Origin of the sequence: Pseudomonas sp. MBLB4123 (assembly GCF_051904775.1) — a bacterium.
GTDB classification, from domain to species: domain Bacteria; phylum Pseudomonadota; class Gammaproteobacteria; order Pseudomonadales; family Pseudomonadaceae; genus Aquipseudomonas; species Aquipseudomonas benzenivorans_B.
The window spans coordinates 1,618,584-1,634,635 of record NZ_CP196711.1 but is presented as its reverse complement, the minus strand read 5'-3'; the positions used below and the strand labels follow the sequence as shown (position 1 = coordinate 1,634,635).

The window sequence follows — 16,052 nt, the reverse complement described above, 5'->3', positions numbered from 1 at the left end:
GTGCGTCATGCGTGCTCGTTAGCCATCGCCGATGGCGAAGCCCTCCGCGCGCATCTTCTGCAGCAGGTTCTGCCAGCGCGAGAGTTTCTTGGTGTCGCTCTTCCTGATGCGTGAGCCCGGCAGATACAGGCCCTCGGCATTGAAGGCGTATACCGGGAGCAGGTCTTTGCGTTGCGATGCCGGCTGGATTCCATTGATCAGGTTGTCCAGCACCAAGGGATCGGCGGCGGGACTGCTGTAATAGGTCAGCACCATGTGCGCCTGGTTCTGGCGCAGGGCCTTGACATAGGTGATGCGCAGTTTGTCGCTGGGAATGCCGAGGCGCCGCAGGGTGAAGTACTTGGCGATGGAATAGTCCTCGCAGTCGCCGGCGCCCTTGACCAAGGACTCGACCGGGGTGGCCCAGTAGTCCTTTTGTCGCCAGTTGCGGTCATCGCCGACGAAGCGCAGCTGGCGGTTGAAGAAGCCATTGACCTCGTCGAGCAGGGCCCTTTCTGGCAGGTTGGCGCTGGCTTTGATCAACGCATCCCACGCCTCGATCCGTTGTCTGGCCGTGCCGAGCTCGCCATAGCGTCTCTCGGCATTCAGCAGAACGAGGGCGAAGTCCCAGTTGGCCAGGGCGCCGCTCAGTCCAATGCACAGCACCCCGAAGCCGATCCACAGCCTGTGCAGACGCAGGTTCCATCCATGAATGCGCTGCCGTGGCTGCATGTGCCGCGCCTCTGCAGAAGATGGATCTAGTCTAGGAGCTGGCGCGAGGCTTCGCTGCTTTTGACGGGCTCGGGCAATGCGTCACGCCCGAACGGAGAGGCGGATCAAGGGTTGGGCAGGGTCTTCTGCTTGAGGATGTACAGGCTGACCAGCACCGCGCTGGTCAGCATGAAGGCGCGCGCCCAGGGTAGTGGCACCAGGTAGCAGGAGAAGGCGATGCTCAGCCACATCAGGGTCAGGGCATAGACCTTGGCGCGGCGCGGGATGCCTTGGCCCTCGAGGTAGTCACGAATCCATGGCCCCAGGTGTGGGTGACACACCAGCCAGTGGTAGAAGCGCTTGGAGCTACGCACGAAACAGGCCGCAGCCAGGAGCAGGAAGGGCGTGGTCGGCAGCACCGGCAGGAAGATGCCGACTACCCCGAGCAGCACACACAGCCAGCCCACCGCGAGCAGCGCATAGCGCACGCTGCGGTGGTTGCTTTCGCGGATATCGCCGTGCGCCATGGCGCGGTCGCTTAGTGGTGGCGTGGCTTGAGCAGTGCCGGCTTCTCTTCCGGGGCATGACACAGCAGGAACAGCGCAGTCAGCAGCTCGGGGATCTGCTCGACCATGCTGTCGACCAGGTCCTGGTCACGGGCGATTTCGGCGAACTCCGGCTGTTCGTCGAACAGGCCCGAACCGACCATGATCGGCAGCAGCAGTTCGCTGACCTCGTCTTCGGCGTCTTCGAACCAGATCGATTCGCGCAGGAATACCCCCTCCATGAAGCCGATGCACCAGCCGCGCAGGTCGGAGTCGTCCGGGTCGTCGCCCAGGTCGAGTTCGCAAGGCATCTCCGGATCATCGTCGCTGGCCAGCTGACGGGCGATGTGGGCCTTGAGTTGCAGCAGGGTCGCTTCGATCTCCTCGCGCTCGGCGTCGCTGCGATAATGCGGCGGCTCGGCGAACAGTGCGTCGATCCATTCGCGCTCCGGAATCGGCTCCGGGCAGATCGACAGAGCCGTGAGGTAGCCATGGGCGGCCACATAGTCCAAGGCCTCATCGTGCAGCTCATCGGCATCTAGGAAGGCTTGCAGGCGGGACAGTTGCTCGGCGAAGGACATCGTGGGGGCTACCTTGAAGGAGTATACGAGGCTGAATTTTAGCCCGGATCACCCTGTGTCGGCGCCTGCCCGGCAGATTTTTTTATCCGCCAACTTCCCCATGAGGCCCGGCAGGCGGGCGGCAGGAACGGGCTGCCGCCAGCGTTCGCTGGTCCGCGCGCTGAGGCCGATAGGCGTGGGTCTGTGTGCCCGGCCACTGGCGTATAATGCGCGGCTTTGTCACGGCGCCAGGGCGCCGCGTCCACGCCGTGGGCGGATTCGGGGCCGCTCCAGGGATGGAGCCGGCCCCGCCAATAGGGAGTTTCTATGCTCGAACAGGCCCAGCGCATCCTCAAAGACATCTTCGGCTACGATGCCTTCCGGGGAAATCAGGGGGCGATCATCGAGCGCGTTGCCAATGGCGGCGACGCCTTGGTGCTGATGCCCACCGGCGGCGGCAAGTCCTTGTGCTTTCAGGTTCCGGCCCTGCTGCGCGAGGGCCTGGCGGTGGTGGTGTCGCCGCTGATCGCCCTGATGGACGACCAGGTCGCCACCCTCGACGAGTTGGGCGTGGCGGCGGTGGCACTCAATTCGAGCCTGGATGCCGAGGCCCAGCGCGAGATCGCTGCGCGTATCGAGCGTGGTGAGATCAAGCTGCTCTACCTGGCTCCCGAGCGCCTGGTACAGCCGCGCATGCTGGCCTTCCTGCAGCGCCTGCCGCAGATCGCTCTGTTCGCCATCGACGAGGCCCACTGCGTGTCGCAGTGGGGGCACGACTTCCGCCCCGAATACCTGCAGCTGGGCCAGCTGGCCGAACTGTTCCCCTCTGTGCCGCGCATCGCCCTGACCGCCACCGCGGACATGCGCACCCGCGAGGAAATCGTCAACCGCCTGCATCTGCAGCAGGCCGAGCGCTTCCTGTCGAGCTTCGACCGGCCCAACATCTTCTATCGCATCGTGCCCAAGGAGCAGCCACGCAAGCAGCTGCTGGCCTTCCTCGCGGCGCGAAAGGGCGACGCCGGCATCGTCTATTGCCTGTCGCGCAAGAAGGTCGAAGAGGTGGCGGCCTTCCTCTCCGGGCAGGGCTTCCCGGCGTTGCCCTACCACGCCGGCCTCAGCAACGAGCTGCGCGCCTACCACCAGAAGCGCTTCCTCAACGAGGAGGGCCTGATCATGGTGGCGACCATCGCCTTCGGCATGGGCATCGACAAGCCCAACGTGCGCTTCGTCGCCCACCTCGACCTGCCGAAATCCCTGGAGGCCTACTACCAGGAAACCGGTCGTGCCGGCCGCGACGGCCTGCCGGCGGACGCCTGGATGGCCTATGGCCTGCAGGACGTGATCTTCCTCAAGCAGATGCTCAACAACTCCGAGGGCGACGAGCGCCACAAGCGCGTCGAGCAGCACAAGCTCGACGCCATGTTGGCCCTGTGCGAGGAGACCCGCTGCCGGCGTCAGGCGCTGCTGGCCTATTTCGACGAGGAACTGCCGCAGCCGTGCGGGCATTGCGACACCTGCAGCGACGACGTGCAGACCTGGGACGCCACCGAGCCGGCGCGCCAGGCCCTGTCGGCGATCTATCGCAGCGGCCAGCGTTACGGCGTCGGCCACCTGGTCGACCTGCTGCTCGGCCGCGACAACGACAAGGTGCGCAGCTTGGGGCATCAGCACCTGAGCGTATTCGGCGTCGGCAAGGCGCTGGCCGAGGGGGAGTGGCGCTCGCTGTTTCGCCAGTTGGTGGCCCGCGGCCTGGCCGATGTCGACCTGGAAGGCTACGGCGGCCTGCGCCTGTCCGACAGCTGCCGACCGTTGCTGCGCGGCGAGGTCAGTCTGCAGCTGCGCCGCGACCTCAAGCCCCAGCACAGCGCCAAGGGCTCCAGCAGTGCGGCCAGTCAGCTGGTTCGAGGCGAGGAGCGCGAGCAGTGGGAGGCCCTGCGCGCCTTGCGGCGCAAGCTGGCCGAGGAGCACGGGGTGCCGCCTTACGTGATCTTCCCCGATGCGACGCTGTTGGAAATGCTCCGCAGCCAGCCCGGCACCCTGGCCGAGATGGCCCGGGTCAGCGGCGTCGGCGCGCGCAAGCTGGAGCGCTATGGCGAGGCCTTCCTCGAGGTGCTCGGCGGCGCCGCGGACGCGCCGCCGGTGGTGGTCGACCTGCGCCACGAGCTGATCAGCCTGGCCCGCGCCGGCATGACCCCGGCGCAGATTGCCAGCCAACTCAGGTGCAGCGAGAAGAATGTCTTCAACCTGCTGGCCGAGGCCATCGGGCGCCAGCAGTTGTCCCTGGAGCAGGCCCTGGACCTGCCCGAGGACCTGCTCGGCGAGGTGCAGGATGCCTTCCTCGACGGCGAGGGCGAGCTGCCGCCGGTGGCGGCGATTGCCCCGTTGTTCGTCGGGCGCCTGGAGGAGGGCGTGCTGCACTGCGTGCGCGCCGCGCTGCAGGCGGAGTTCGAGGTCTGATCGGCGCTTAAGTCAGGGCTGTCGCACGGCCTGGCCGATTTTGCCGCGCCGATGGCGCAGGGCGTCAGTGCTCGAGGCGAATCGCCGGTGCTAGCATCGTGCGGTTTTTCCGAGAGGCGTCCTGCGATGGAGCGACTGATTCAAGCCGATGGCCAACCCCATTACGGCATCTTTGCCGCCGCGCCGGGGCTGATCAACTACCGCGATTTCGTGTTCCGCTCGCCGATGGGCCGGCGCCTGGGCGCCCTGGCCAAATGGCGGCGCTTCCATCAGTTCCAGTATTTCGGCCTGATCAGCGATCAGTTGATCGGCGGCTGCGCCCTGGCCAATCTGAGCCTGGCGGGCATAGGCTTCGTCTACCTGTTCCATCCGCCCAGCGGCCGCATGATCGAGCGCCAGTTCAAGCTGCCGCTGAGTCTGGGCACGCGCTTTTCCCAGTGCCCCGACGACGGCCTGTGCGAGCTGCGCAGCGGGCGTAACTGGCTGCGCCTGGAGAACCGTGCGCAGCCGAGGGAAAAGCGCCTGTTGGTCGAGCTGGACGACGGGACGCGCATCGACGCCTGCTTTTCCGAGGTTGCGCCGGCCTTCCAGCCCATGTGCATCAATACGCCCACCGCGGTGAACGGCTGGGTCTACGCGCAGAAGGTGGCGGGCGTGCGCTGCACCGGCCAGGTCAAGAGCAGCCTGGGCGACTTCGACCTGGCCGCCATCGGCGCCTTTGCCCACCACGACTGGTCGGCCGGTTATATGCGCCCGGAGACCCACTGGAACTGGGCCTGCCTGTCCGGCCTGGCGGCGGGACGGCGTGTCGGCCTGAACCTGTCGTGCGGGGTCAACGAGACCAGCTTCACCGAGAACTGCTACTGGCTCGACGGCGAGCTGCTCAAGGTCGACACGGTGCGTTTCGCCTTCGACCGGCAACAGCCGCTGCAGCCCTGGCACATCAGTTCCCACGACGGCCAGGTGGCCCTGAGATTCGACGCCCGCGGCCTGCACCAGGAGCGGATGAACCTGGGCATCCTGGCCAGCAACTTCAAGCAGATCTTCGGCCAGTTCAGCGGCGTCCTGCGCCCGTCTGGACGACCTGAGGTGGTGATCGACGGGCAGTGGGGGTTTGTCGAGGATCAATATGTGAAGTGGTGAGGCGGTCGAGAAAGCTTGCTCTCGGTGCGCGGTTATGATTAGCTGGCTAATTATTAGTTTTTATGATTATAAGAGCCGCTCACCCATGTCGCACACCGATCAACACCGTTTCGCCATGCAGATCGCCCAATTGTCCCGCGCCTGGCGCGCAGAGCTGGACCGCCGACTGGTCGGGCTCGGGCTCTCTCAGGCCCGCTGGCTGGTGCTCCTGCACCTGGCCCGTTTCGACGAACTGCCGACCCAGCGCGAGCTGGCCAAGAGCGTCGGCGTCGAGGGGCCTACGTTGGCACGCCTGCTCGACAGCCTGGAGGCGCAAGGACTGGTGAGCCGTCAGGCGGTTCCCGAAGACCGCCGGGCCAAGAAGATCAGTCTGAGCCCGCAAGCCCAGCCGTTGATCGAGCAGATCGAGGCCATCTCCACCCAGCTGCGCAAGGAATGCTTCGCCGGTATCGACGAGGAGGAGCTGCGGCGCTGCCAGCAAGTGCATGCCCGGGTTCTGGCTAACCTGGAAAAGCGCTGATGGCCCAAGACCTGCACGCTTTGCAGGTTCGATTCGGCGCCCGTTACCCACAGTGGTTGCTGGGCGTGTTGATGCTCGGCAGCATGGCCATGGTCCTGGCCTCGACCACCATCAACGTGGCCTTGCCGGCGATCATGGCGGACTTCGCCATTGGCCGGCCCCTGGTGCAGTGGTTGTCGACCGGGTTCCTCGCGGCGATGACCGCCGGCCTGCTGTTGTCCGCCTGGGCGCAGGCGCGCTGGGGGGCGCGGCGTACCGCGCAGATCGGCCTGGCACTCTTTATCCTGACCTCGTTGCTGGCCGTAGTCGCCCAGACGGCCTGGCAGCTGATCGCCTTGCGCATCGTCCAGGGCCTGTGCGCGGGCATCGTCCAGCCATTGGCTATGGTCCTGATCTTCCGCGTGTTCGCCGTCTCCGGGCGTGGCATGGCCCTGGGTATCTACGGCCTCGGGGTGATGGTCGCGCCGACGCTGGGCCCGAGTATCGGCGGTTACCTGGTCGATCACTTCGGCTGGCCGGCGGTGTTCTGGTTGCCGCTGCCCCTGTGCGTCCTGGCGCTGTTGGCGGGGCAGTGGTTGTTGCCCAGCCAGCGGGAGCGAACCACGCCCATGCTGGATGTCGGTGCCTTCGCGTTGATGTGCGTGGCCCTGTTCGCCGCCCTCGGTGCCTTGGCCGAGGCGCAACGTTTCGCCTGGGACACACCGCGGGTATGGCTGCCGGCTGTGATCGGGGCCGTGGCGCTCGCCGGCTTCTTCGCCCGCAGCCGGCGCAGCGGCACGCCGCTGCTGCCCCTCGACCTGTGGCGCCATGCGGGCTTTCGCAGCGCCAGCTGGGTCGCACTGACGCTGGGGGTAGGGCTGTACGGCTCGACCTATCTGATCCCGCTCTATCTACAGACCATCCAGGGCTACAGCGCCGGTCTGGCCGGCGCCTTGTTGCTGCCGACCGGGGTGCTGATGGGGGCCGCCTCCTTTGCCGGCGGCTGGTTGAGCGACCGCTCCTCGGCGGCGTTGCTGCTGGCCAGCGGCCTGCTGATCTTCGCCTTGTCGGCAGCCGGGCTGGCCTGGCTCGAACCCGGAGCCCCGTTCGTCCTGCTGTGCTTCTGGGCCTGTGTCGGCCGGGTGGGCCTAGGCTTGCTGTTGCCGGCATTGAGCACCGGCTCGCTGGACATCCTCAGCCCGCAGGAGCTGGCCCAGGGGGCCGGGGCCATCACCTTCGTGCGCCAACTGGGGGGGGCGTTCGGCGTCAACCTGCTGACCTTCTTCCTCGAGTGGCGTCATGCCGCCGAGGGTGGCCACGGGATGGCCGAGGCTCTGGCCTTCCAGCAGAGTTTCTGGCTGATGGCGGCGGTGTTCGTCCTGACTGTGCTGGCCGCTGTGGGCGTGCGTCCGAGCGCCGATCAAGGCGCGGGCGTCACTCGTCGTTGAGTCGATGGGATTTTGCTACTTTGCGGGCCAGAGCCATAGGCTGAACCCTGGTTTACCCTCTAAACTGCGCAAAATCGAATATTGTGACCATACTCACTGACAAGTTGAGTTCGACATGGCTCGTCTTTCTCAATGCACTTTTTTGCTAAACCGTTTCTTCTCATCGCTCACAGGAAGTGCATAGCCGGCCGCTAGGTGGTGAGTCATTCAAGAACGGAGTTTCCGGGGGGGTCATATGGCTAGGGTTCGCCAATTATTGCTTGGCCTGGCATCCAGTTCGGCACTTTATTCAGGCCTGGTACCGGCCTTGGGGTTGGGCGAAATCACGCTGCACTCGGCGTTGAATCAACCACTCGAAGCGGATATCGAATTACTCGAAATTGCCGATCTGAGCGCCGACGACCTGAAAGTCAGGCTCGCGCCCGCCGAGGTCTTCAGTCGCTCCGGGGTCGAGCGCTTCTACTTTCTCAATGACTTGCGCTTCACTCCCTTGCTGCGCGATGGCAGCGGGATTATCCGGGTTCGTTCGAACCAGCCGGTGCGTGAGCCGTACCTGAACTTCATCGTCGAAGTGGCCCGTCCCAATGGCCGGCTGCTGCGTGAATACACCCTGTTGCTGGACCCGCCCGGCTCCTCGGCCTATCGCACCCTGACCTCGGCGCCTGCCGCGTCGGTCGGGGCGCGGGCGAGGGTGGCGCCCCCTCCGGCTGCGCCTCGCACAACAGGGCCCAAGCCGCCGGCGATTCTGGACAAGCGCTATCGTGTCGTGCGCGGCGACAGCCTGTGGAAGATCGCCGCACGTTTGCGTGCCGAGGGCAGTCAGGCAAGGCAACAGGATTTGATGGCGGATATTCATGCCCTCAACCCCCAGGCCTTTGCCGGCGGCGACATCAACCAGTTGTTGGCCAGCGTCGAGCTGCTGCTGCCGGATAGCGCGGTTTCCTCTGTGCAGGCCGAGGCTGCCGCCGCAGCGGCGGAGCAAACAGCCGACGCCAAGACGCTCGTCTCGAACGAGTCACCCGCGCCTCAACCCATCGATCCCCAGGTCGAACTGATCACTCAGGCGCAGCGGCGCGTGGAGCAGGAGCTGGCCGGTCAGGCGGCGGAGAACCTGCAACTGCAGCAGCAGCTGGCCGAGGTGCAGGCGCAGATTCAACAGCTGCAGGCGCAGATGGAGAGCAAGGACCAGCAGCTGGCTGCCTTGCAGGCCAGGCTGCGTGAGGGCCAGGGGGTGGCCGATACGCCTGCCGGTCAGGCCGCGGAGTCCACCGCGCCTGCTCTGAGCGAGCAGGCCCAGGACGAACCCGCCGCGATTCAGGGGCGCAACTGGTTCGGGGCCGGAGTCGCGGCCTTGCTCCTGGTGTTGGCGAGCCTGGCGGGGCTGCTCTGGCGCTCCAACCGACGGCGGGCCCAACTCGAGGCCCTGCAGCCCGAGCCCGAGCCTCGGGTCATGGCTGCCGTCGAGGAGGAAGCGCCGGCACCGCTCGTGCAGCCACCGAAGGCGGCCGCGGTCGAACCCGAGATCCGGCTGACGGGTGCCGCGCCGGCGCGTCAGGCCGCTCCTGCCGATGCACTGGAAGGTGCCAATATCTACATCGCCTATGGTCGTTTCGGTGCGGCTGCCGATGCCCTGCGCAAGGCACTCGATGCCCAGCCGGAACGCAACGATATCCGCTTCCGGTTGCTGGAGGTCTTGGCTCAACTGGGGGATGTCCAGGCCTTCGCCCAGGAAGAGGCGCTCTTTCGCGAAGGAGGCTCCTCTTCGTCGCGTGTCGATGAGCTCAAGGCACGCTACCCGCAAATGAGTGAGCGGCCGGCCAGCGAGCCCCTGGATGATGCGGTGCTGGTGTTCGAGGACCAGGAGCCGCAGGGGATGGAGATCGCGGCGGAGGAAGACTTCCAGCTCAATCTGGACGACCTGTCGCTCGACGCAGATTGGGATCTGGTCACCGCCTTCGAGTCACCGTCCAGCAAGAAGTCTGCGGCGCCAGGCGAGGCGGGCGACGCCGCTCCTGGCAAGGGCCTGAAGGACTCCCAGGACGTGCGCAGTCCCTTTGCCGAGACCATGCTGGTCGAAGAAGCCAGTGCCGAGGACTGGTTGCAGGAGGAGGTGGCCGAAGAGTTCAGTCGGCAGGATTCGGTGGATGACGGCTCGTTATTGGTCGGGCTCGATCAACTGGAGGGCGACCGCGACAACCTCACCAAGCTCAACCTGGCACTGGCCTATATAGAGCAAGGCAGCCTCGACAGCGCCTGCGGCATTCTCAATCAGGTGCTCAGCGAGGGCGACGAGGTGCAGAAGCAGCAAGCCCGCGAGTTGCTGGCCAAGATCGCCTAGCGTCATCGGCGCCGAGTGGCCTCATCGAACACGCCCGTTCAGATATATCTGCGCGGGCTTTTTTCTGCCCGGTCAGGTCCGCGCTGGCGCTATCATGACCGCGTCCCGTCAACCAGAGTCGTTCCATGTCCAGTCACAAAGCGGAAGTGGTGATCACCTATTGCACCCAATGCCAGTGGTTGCTGCGCGCCGCCTGGCTGGCCCAGGAACTGCTATCGACCTTCGCCGATGACTTGGCCAGGGTCAGCCTGGAGCCCGGAACTGGTGGGGTGTTCCGCATCACCTGCGACACGGTGCAGATCTGGGAGCGCAAGGCCGATGGCGGTTTTCCCGAGGCCAAGGTGCTCAAGCAGCGGGTGCGCGACCAGATCGATCCCCAGCGCGACCTGGGGCATAGCGACCGCCCGCGCGACGCCTGATCAGCGCGCCATACGCGCCGAGGCGAAGATCGCCAGGATGATTAGCGCGCCGCCGGCGAACATGCTCGGGGTTGGCACCTCCTGGAACAGCCACCAGGCGAAGGCGATGCCATAGACCGGCTCCAGGGCGAAGATCACCGCGGCGCTACGCGCCTTGATCACCCGCAGGCTGGCGACGAACAGGCTGTGGGCCAATCCCGTGCAGAGCACCCCGAGCATGGCCAGCCAGAACCAGTCGAGCAGGCTCAGGTCTGCTAGCAGCGGCCAGGCGAAGGGCATGAAGCAGGCCAGTGCGGTGAAGTTCTGGCACAGCGCGGCCCGGACCGGGTCGATGCCACCGGTGCTGGCCCGATTGAGCAGCGACAGCAGGGCGAACAGCAGGCCGGATAGCACGGCCCAGAGCAGCCCGGCAGTGCCCTGGCTGTTCAGGTCGAAACTCGGCGTGACCAGCACCAGGCCCAGGCAGACCACGCCCACCATCAGAAACTCACTGGGCCGGGTGCGCTCGCGGAACAGCAGGCCCTCCAGTAGCACGGTAAAGGCTGGGAAACTGGCGAAGCCCAGGGTGGCGATGGCCACGCCGGAAACGTTGACCGCCTGGAAAAAGGTCATCCAATGAGCACCGAGCAACAGCCCGCCGAGCCCCAACAGGCCCAGTTGGGTTCCGCTGGGGCGCTTGCCGCGGGCCTGCCCGAACAGCTGGGCGAACAGGGCCAGGGCCAGTACGGCGAACAGCGCGCGGCCGACCACTATGACCAGCGGGGCGCTGTCGGCCAGCTTGCCGAATATCCCCGAGAGGCCGAACAGCAGGGCGCCCAGGTGGATCGCCAGCAGCGCCTTGCCTTCGCTCATGCCAGCCGCGCCCCGTTGGGCAGCGGTTTGTCGAATCCGGCGAGCACCACCTTGTCGGCGGCATCGTACACACCGGTCACCAGCACTTCCGAGCGAACCCCGGCGATGCGTTTGGGGGCGAAGTTGCACACGCACAGCACCTGCCGGCCGATCAGCTCGTCGCAGCCGTAGTGTGCGGTCAGCTGGGCGCTGGAGGTCTTGACGCCGAGTTCGCCGAGGTCGACGCGCAGCACGTATGCCGGTTTCAGCGCCTTGGCATTGGGTTCGGCGGACACTACCGTGCCGACGCGCAACTCGACCCGCTGGAAATCGTCCCATTCGATAGACTGCATAACGCCTCCACTGTTGATCTCGGGTGCAGTCTAGGGGGCGTCATGGGCGTTGTCTGTCGCGCGAGTCGCGGGCTTTGTCGCGTCACTCGCAGGCGCGGCGTAGGGCGCGCGGGGTGGTGCCGAACTGGCGCGAGAGGGCGGCGGTGAAGGCGCTCTGCGAGCTGTAGCCGACCCGCGCGGCGATGTCGCCGACGCTCAGGTGGCTGTGTTGCAGCAGGTGGCGGGCGAGTTGCAGGCGTCGGCCGCGCACGTATTCCATCGGAGTCTGCCCGACTTCGTCGAGGAAGCGGGCATGAAAGCGCGCGGTGGACAGGCCCGCCAGCCGAGCCAGGTCGCCGACTTGCAGGGGGTGGGCGGCGTGCCGGTCGATATGGGCGTCGAGGGCGGCCAGGGGCAGGCGGCGGCTCTCCCCCAGGGGCTGGGTCTCGGCCGCCAGGCTGGCCAGGAGCAGGGCGGCGCCCTGCTCGGCGATGACCGGGTCGTTGATCGGGCTGGCCGCGAGCCAGCTGACCAGTTGGCCCTGCGCCGGGCTGAGCTGCAGCGCGCCGGGGCGGTCGAGCAGGTGCAGGCTGGCGTCGGCGTGGCCGCCCAGGCGCTGCTGCAGCCAGTGCTGCGAGGGCACATCGAGCACCAGGCATTGGCTGCCGTTTCGGCTGCCGCAGGCGTGTCGGGCATCGGCGGGCACCACCGCCAGGGTCTGACGGATCACCTGGCTGGCGCGGCCCGCCACTTCGAAGTCCAGCTGACCGCTCAGGCCGAACACCAGCTGGGCATGGCCGTGGCTATGGCTGAGCAGCTCGTGGCTGTAGTGGCGCAGGGAAAGCAGCGAAGGCATGGTCGGTTCCTCGAGCAAGGCCGTCAGTCTACTCCCTGTGGCCGACCAATGGCGCAGTCATCCGATTGAAGTCTAGCGGTCATAAGGGCTTCACCCCTGTCGGCCATGCTCGTCGAAACCCTGGCGGAGGCCGCCCATGAGCAGCGCACAGCTGGTGAAGCCGAGTCGTAAGCAACGTGTCCGCACCCTGTGGATCTCCGATGTCCACCTGGGCACCCGGGACTGCCAGGCCGAGCATCTGGCCGCCTTTCTCAAGCGCTACCAGGCGGACCGGGTCTATCTGGTCGGCGACATCATCGACGGCTGGAAGCTGCGCGGCGGCATCTACTGGCCCCAGGCGCACAGCAACGTGATCCGCCGTCTGCTGACCATGAGCAAGCGCGGCACCGAGGTGATCTATGTTACCGGCAACCACGACGAGTTCCTGCGCCGCTATTCCAGCCTGGTGCTGGGCAACATCCAGCTGGTCGACGAGGCCGAGCACCTCACTGCCGACGGCCGCCGGCTGCTGGTGATCCATGGCGACCAGTTCGACGTGATCACCCGCTACCACCGCTGGCTGGCCTTCCTCGGCGACTCGGCCTACGAGTTCACCCTGACCCTCAACCGTTGGCTCAATCACTGGCGCCAGCGCTATGGCTACGGTTACTGGTCGCTGTCGGCCTACCTCAAGCACAAGGTCAAGAGCGCGGTGAACTTCATCAGCGACTTCGAGGAGGCCATCGCTCACGAGTGCGTCAAGCGCGGCTTCAATGGGGTGGTCTGCGGCCATATCCATCACGCCGAGATCCGCAGGGTGGGCGGCGTCGAATACATGAACTGCGGCGACTGGGTCGAGTCCTGCACGGCGCTGATCGAGCAGCTGGATGGCAGCATTCTGCTCTACCGGCTCGCCGAGGAGCAGGGGCAGCTGGAGGCGGAACAGCCGGCCCTCGCCGAGCCGCTGGCATGAGGATACTGATCGTCTCCGACGCCTGGTCGCCGCAGGTCAACGGCGTGGTCACCAGCCTGCAGGCTCTGGTCGCCGAGCTGCGTGGCTTGGGCCATCAGGTCAAGCTGCTGTCGCCCTCGGATTTTCGTTCGCGGCCCTGCCCGACCTACCCGGAGATTCCCCTGGTGTGGGATCTCTGGCGAGTCGGGCCGGCGATTCGCGAGTTTCGTCCGGATTGCGTTCATCTCGCCACCGAAGGCCCTCTGGGCTGGGCCGCGCGGCGCTGGCTGCGCAAGCGCCGGCTGGCGTTCTCCAGCGCTGTCCACACGCGCTTTCCGGAGTATCTCAACACCCGCTGGTCCTGGCTGCCGCTGAGCTGGGGCTATGCCTATCTGCGCTGGTTCCATCGGCCGAGCCAGGCGGTGCTGGTGAGTACCGAGCGATTGCGGGGCGAGCTGGCGGAGTGGCGAATCAGGCGTCTGGTGTTGTGGCGCAAGGGGGTCGACACGCGGCTGTTTCATCCCGGGGAGCGGGGGGCTGGTCCCGTGCAGCCGGTATTTCTCTGTGTCGGGCGCATCGCCGCGGAGAAAAACCTGCAGGCCTTCCTTGCTCTCGACCTGCCGGGGGAGCTGCAGGTGGTGGGTGATGGTCCGCAGCGCGAGGAGCTGCAGGCCCGCTTTCCGCGGGTGAGGTTTCTCGGCTACCGGCATGGGGAGGCCCTGGCCGAGGCCTATCGCCAGGCCAGCGTGCTGGTGTTTCCTTCGCGTACCGACACCTACGGTCTGGTAATGCTCGAGGCGCTGGCATGCGGCACGCCGGTGGCTGCCTTTCCGGTCCCGGGGCCGCTGGATGTCTTGGAGCAGGGCGTCAACGGGGTGATGGCCGAGGACTTGCGCGAGGCCTGCCTGGCTGCGCTGGAGTTGGATCGCGCGCGGTGTGCCGAGCTGGCGGCGCGTCAGTCCTGGCGGGCCTCGGCCCTGGAGTTTCTGGCGCAACAGCGGCTGCTCGACGGCGAGCCATGCCTCGATCTAGCGGCCGTTGCGACCAGGCCCTAGGGGCGTGAGTCTCCCGGCCTCTGATGACGAGGCCGCCTTCCGGCGGCCCCGCATGCTCACATGATCACTTTGTCGCGGAGCTTCTCCGCGGCCTGGTGCAGGGCCTGGATGACCCGTTCCTTGTCGAAGTTCTGGATGCCGTTGGTGTCCAGGTACATGGAGAAACCGGGCAGCTCATGCTCGACGTAGCTGGAGGTGGCGCCCAGGTCGCGGCGGAAATCCACCACCTGATAGATCTGCACGGGGCGGGTGAAGCCCTTGACGCCGATCTGGCCCTTGTCGCGGCACATGATCAGGTCCTTGACCAGGGAATAGGTCTCGTGGGAGATGAGGATCTCGCCGGCTTCGGCGGCGCTCTCCAGGCGGCTGGCCAGGTTCACGTCGCGACCGATGATGGTGTAGTCCATGCGGGTGTCGGCGCCGAAGTTGCCGACCGTGCAATAGCCGGTGTTCAGGCCCATGCGGATCTCCAGGGGTTTGGTGATGCCCTGGCTGCGCCATTGCTGACGCAGCACCTTCATGTGCTTGCGCATGGCGATGGCCATCGACACCGCCGCCACCGCGTCCTTCTTGGCGCCCTTGCTGGACGGGTCGCCGAAGAACACCATGACGCTATCGCCGATGAACTTGTCGATGGTGCCGCCATATTTCAGGCAGATCTTCGACATCTCGTTGAGGTAGCTGTTGAGCAGGTCGGTCAGGGCCTCGGCTTCCAGCTCCTCGGACAGCTCGGTGAAGCCCTTGATGTCGGAGAAGAACACCGTGAGCTTCTTGCGCTGGGTCTCCAGACGCACGCTCTTCTTGCCGCTGAAGATCGACTCCCACACCTGGGGCGACAGGTATTTGGCCAGGTTGCGCGCCAGGCGCGCGGCCTTTTCCTGCTCGCGCTTGATTTCGCTGCGCACCTGGGCCAGGCGCAGGCCCTGCTGGTGCACGAAATAGGCGGTGATGCAGATGTACAGGGTGGTGAAGACGATGCTGACCAGGGAGACCAGGGCCGGTGATTGGGGGTTGATTTGCAGGTCGATCAGCGCACAGCTGAGCAGGGTTCCGCTGAGCGCGACCAGCAGGGCCAGGCCCATATGGCGCAAACCGCCAATAACCAGGGAGCTGAAGGCGAGGGTCAGCAGGCACATCAGGCTGGGCACAACCGAGAACCCCAGCAAGGCGAGTGCGGCGCCGCAGTGCAGGGCGTCGACAAACAGCAGAGTCAGGGTCGTACGCTGTGGGTGGTTGCGCTTGAAGCGCAGGCTCAGGTGATGAGCCAGGTGCGGATAGAGCAGGGCGTAGGGCACCATCCACAGAATGCTGTAGGCGAAATGCTGGGCATGAGTGCCGGCGGCAATGCTGGCGGCTACTGCGATATAGGCCAGCACGCGGGAGTAGTACTCGCGCAGCGGCGGCGCCGGCAATGCATGGGGCCGAGTGGTGGCATTCATTGGGTGGAGACGATCCCTGCTGATTTTCTGACGCCTCTGCTGGACGCCTGGAGGGTCTGCAAGCTCTGGGCCAAGCTTGGGACAAGGTTGGGATCATAACCAAGGCTCGCGGCGATAGCCAAGCATCATGGCTCAGCGGTGGGCTGCGGGTGGCGGGCGGTCGCAGGGACGGCGGTCTGGCTGAGTCTCCTTAAAACCTGATGCGTCCGGTAAAGGCATCCTTGAGCATGACCCAGTCGCCGATGAAACTGTACAGCGGGTACTGGAACGTCGCCGGGCGGTTCTTCTCGAAGACGAAATGGCCGATCCAGGCGAAGCCGTAGCCGGCAAAGGGCAGGGCAAGCAGCCATAGCCACTGCTGGGTGGCCAGGGCATAACCGAGGATGCCCAATACCAACAGGCTGCCGGCATAGTGCAGGCGGCGGCAGACAGAGTTGCTGTGCTCCTGCAGGTAATAGGGGTAGAACTCGGCGAAGCTGCGGTATCGCTGTTGGGTCTGGCGGGTCATG

Annotated in this window: 16 protein-coding genes; 8 read left to right on the top strand and 8 right to left on the bottom strand. The window is 66.0% G+C overall.

All coding sequences use genetic code 11. The features are described from left to right. Positions 1 to 18: 18 nt before the first annotated feature. The 3 genes from lapG to ACSX1C_RS07585 all read right to left on the bottom strand — a co-directional run bounded on the left by lapG (position 19) and on the right by ACSX1C_RS07585 (position 1,816). Positions 19 to 711, bottom strand: coding sequence for a cysteine protease LapG (lapG, locus tag ACSX1C_RS07595; RefSeq protein WP_439888928.1), 693 nt, complete (start codon positions 709 to 711; stop codon positions 19 to 21). Between the two features lie 104 nt (positions 712 to 815). Beyond that, positions 816 to 1,217 (bottom strand): YbaN family protein, encoded by a 402-nt coding sequence (locus tag ACSX1C_RS07590; protein WP_318645897.1) that lies wholly within the window; start codon positions 1,215 to 1,217, stop codon positions 816 to 818. Positions 1,218 to 1,228: 11 nt separating this feature from the next. After that, positions 1,229 to 1,816 (bottom strand): UPF0149 family protein, encoded by a 588-nt coding sequence (locus ACSX1C_RS07585; RefSeq protein ID WP_439888927.1) that lies wholly within the window; start codon positions 1,814 to 1,816, stop codon positions 1,229 to 1,231. Between the two features lie 306 nt (positions 1,817 to 2,122). On the opposite strand from ACSX1C_RS07585, the gene recQ reads away from it, so the two are divergent. The 6 genes from recQ (at position 2,123) to ACSX1C_RS07555 (ending at position 10,099) form a co-directional block, all read left to right on the top strand. Next, a complete protein-coding gene (gene recQ, locus ACSX1C_RS07580) occupies positions 2,123 to 4,252 on the top strand; it encodes a DNA helicase RecQ (RefSeq protein ID WP_439888926.1) in 2,130 nt (709 codons plus the stop codon). A 126-nt stretch (positions 4,253 to 4,378) separates the two neighbouring features. Next, a complete protein-coding gene (locus ACSX1C_RS07575; protein WP_439888925.1) occupies positions 4,379 to 5,395 on the top strand; it encodes a DUF2804 domain-containing protein in 1,017 nt (338 codons plus the stop codon). An 85-nt stretch (positions 5,396 to 5,480) separates the two neighbouring features. Next, positions 5,481 to 5,915, top strand: a complete 435-nt coding sequence (locus tag ACSX1C_RS07570) for a MarR family transcriptional regulator (RefSeq protein WP_439888924.1) — start codon at positions 5,481 to 5,483, stop codon at positions 5,913 to 5,915. After that, entirely contained in the window at positions 5,915 to 7,342 is a 1,428-nt protein-coding gene (locus ACSX1C_RS07565; protein WP_439888923.1) for a DHA2 family efflux MFS transporter permease subunit, read from the top strand. Before ACSX1C_RS07570 ends, ACSX1C_RS07565 begins: the two co-directional genes overlap by 1 nt. Positions 7,343 to 7,577: 235 nt before the next feature. After that, positions 7,578 to 9,680, top strand: coding sequence for a FimV/HubP family polar landmark protein (locus ACSX1C_RS07560; protein ID WP_439888922.1), 2,103 nt, complete (start codon positions 7,578 to 7,580; stop codon positions 9,678 to 9,680). A 125-nt stretch (positions 9,681 to 9,805) separates the two neighbouring features. Further along, positions 9,806 to 10,099 (top strand): SelT/SelW/SelH family protein, encoded by a 294-nt coding sequence (locus ACSX1C_RS07555; RefSeq protein WP_439888921.1) that lies wholly within the window; start codon positions 9,806 to 9,808, stop codon positions 10,097 to 10,099. Here ACSX1C_RS07555 and ACSX1C_RS07550 read toward each other — a convergent pair whose 3' ends face one another. From ACSX1C_RS07550 to ACSX1C_RS07540, 3 genes are all read right to left on the bottom strand, one after another. Then, positions 10,100 to 10,951: a DMT family transporter gene (locus tag ACSX1C_RS07550; RefSeq protein ID WP_439888920.1), complete on the bottom strand. Its 852-nt coding sequence runs from the start codon at positions 10,949 to 10,951 to the stop codon at positions 10,100 to 10,102. Beyond that, positions 10,948 to 11,283: a tRNA-binding protein gene (locus ACSX1C_RS07545; protein WP_439888919.1), complete on the bottom strand. Its 336-nt coding sequence runs from the start codon at positions 11,281 to 11,283 to the stop codon at positions 10,948 to 10,950. The genes ACSX1C_RS07550 and ACSX1C_RS07545 overlap by 4 nt, the downstream gene beginning before the upstream one ends. 82 nt (positions 11,284 to 11,365) lie before the next feature. Further along, positions 11,366 to 12,118: an AraC family transcriptional regulator gene (locus tag ACSX1C_RS07540; protein ID WP_439888918.1), complete on the bottom strand. Its 753-nt coding sequence runs from the start codon at positions 12,116 to 12,118 to the stop codon at positions 11,366 to 11,368. 136 nt (positions 12,119 to 12,254) lie between these two features. On the opposite strand from ACSX1C_RS07540, the gene ACSX1C_RS07535 reads away from it, so the two are divergent. Both ACSX1C_RS07535 and ACSX1C_RS07530 read left to right on the top strand, forming a co-directional pair. Continuing rightward, a complete protein-coding gene (locus tag ACSX1C_RS07535) occupies positions 12,255 to 13,070 on the top strand; it encodes a UDP-2,3-diacylglucosamine diphosphatase (RefSeq protein ID WP_439888917.1) in 816 nt (271 codons plus the stop codon). Further along, on the top strand, positions 13,067 to 14,104 hold the full coding sequence (locus tag ACSX1C_RS07530) for a glycosyltransferase family 4 protein (RefSeq protein ID WP_439888916.1): 1,038 nt from the start codon (positions 13,067 to 13,069) through the stop codon (positions 14,102 to 14,104). The genes ACSX1C_RS07535 and ACSX1C_RS07530 overlap by 4 nt, the downstream gene beginning before the upstream one ends. Before the next feature lie 56 nt (positions 14,105 to 14,160). Here the strand turns inward: ACSX1C_RS07530 and ACSX1C_RS07525 are convergent, their stop codons facing one another. Next, complete coding sequence (locus ACSX1C_RS07525) at positions 14,161 to 15,543, bottom strand: adenylate/guanylate cyclase domain-containing protein (RefSeq protein ID WP_439888915.1); 1,383 nt, start codon at positions 15,541 to 15,543, stop codon at positions 14,161 to 14,163. A gap of 190 nt (positions 15,544 to 15,733) precedes the next feature. Further along, positions 15,734 to 16,051 (bottom strand): Mpo1-like protein, encoded by a 318-nt coding sequence (locus ACSX1C_RS07520; RefSeq protein WP_439888914.1) that lies wholly within the window; start codon positions 16,049 to 16,051, stop codon positions 15,734 to 15,736. Position 16,052: the final 1 nt, after the last annotated feature.

Excerpts from the sequence above, each read along its gene's own strand:
- ACSX1C_RS07535 (WP_439888917.1), top strand. The coding sequence starts at position 12,255 with ATGAGCAGCGCACAGCTGGTGAAGCCGAGTCGTAAGCAACGTGTCCGC.
- ACSX1C_RS07565 (WP_439888923.1), top strand. The coding sequence starts at position 5,915 with ATGGCCCAAGACCTGCACGCTTTGCAGGTTCGATTCGGCGCCCGTTAC.
- ACSX1C_RS07540 (WP_439888918.1), bottom strand. The coding sequence starts at position 12,118 with ATGCCTTCGCTGCTTTCCCTGCGCCACTACAGCCACGAGCTGCTCAGC.
- ACSX1C_RS07525 (WP_439888915.1), bottom strand. The coding sequence starts at position 15,543 with ATGAATGCCACCACTCGGCCCCATGCATTGCCGGCGCCGCCGCTGCGC.
- ACSX1C_RS07550 (WP_439888920.1), bottom strand. The coding sequence starts at position 10,951 with ATGAGCGAAGGCAAGGCGCTGCTGGCGATCCACCTGGGCGCCCTGCTG.
- ACSX1C_RS07590 (WP_318645897.1), bottom strand. The coding sequence starts at position 1,217 with ATGGCGCACGGCGATATCCGCGAAAGCAACCACCGCAGCGTGCGCTAT.
- ACSX1C_RS07520 (WP_439888914.1), bottom strand. The coding sequence starts at position 16,051 with ATGACCCGCCAGACCCAACAGCGATACCGCAGCTTCGCCGAGTTCTAC.
- lapG (WP_439888928.1), bottom strand. The coding sequence starts at position 711 with ATGCAGCCACGGCAGCGCATTCATGGATGGAACCTGCGTCTGCACAGG.
- recQ (WP_439888926.1), top strand. The coding sequence starts at position 2,123 with ATGCTCGAACAGGCCCAGCGCATCCTCAAAGACATCTTCGGCTACGAT.
- ACSX1C_RS07545 (WP_439888919.1), bottom strand. The coding sequence starts at position 11,283 with ATGCAGTCTATCGAATGGGACGATTTCCAGCGGGTCGAGTTGCGCGTC.
- ACSX1C_RS07555 (WP_439888921.1), top strand. The coding sequence starts at position 9,806 with ATGTCCAGTCACAAAGCGGAAGTGGTGATCACCTATTGCACCCAATGC.
- ACSX1C_RS07530 (WP_439888916.1), top strand. The coding sequence starts at position 13,067 with ATGAGGATACTGATCGTCTCCGACGCCTGGTCGCCGCAGGTCAACGGC.
- ACSX1C_RS07560 (WP_439888922.1), top strand. The coding sequence starts at position 7,578 with ATGGCTAGGGTTCGCCAATTATTGCTTGGCCTGGCATCCAGTTCGGCA.
- ACSX1C_RS07585 (WP_439888927.1), bottom strand. The coding sequence starts at position 1,816 with ATGTCCTTCGCCGAGCAACTGTCCCGCCTGCAAGCCTTCCTAGATGCC.
- ACSX1C_RS07575 (WP_439888925.1), top strand. The coding sequence starts at position 4,379 with ATGGAGCGACTGATTCAAGCCGATGGCCAACCCCATTACGGCATCTTT.
- ACSX1C_RS07570 (WP_439888924.1), top strand. The coding sequence starts at position 5,481 with ATGTCGCACACCGATCAACACCGTTTCGCCATGCAGATCGCCCAATTG.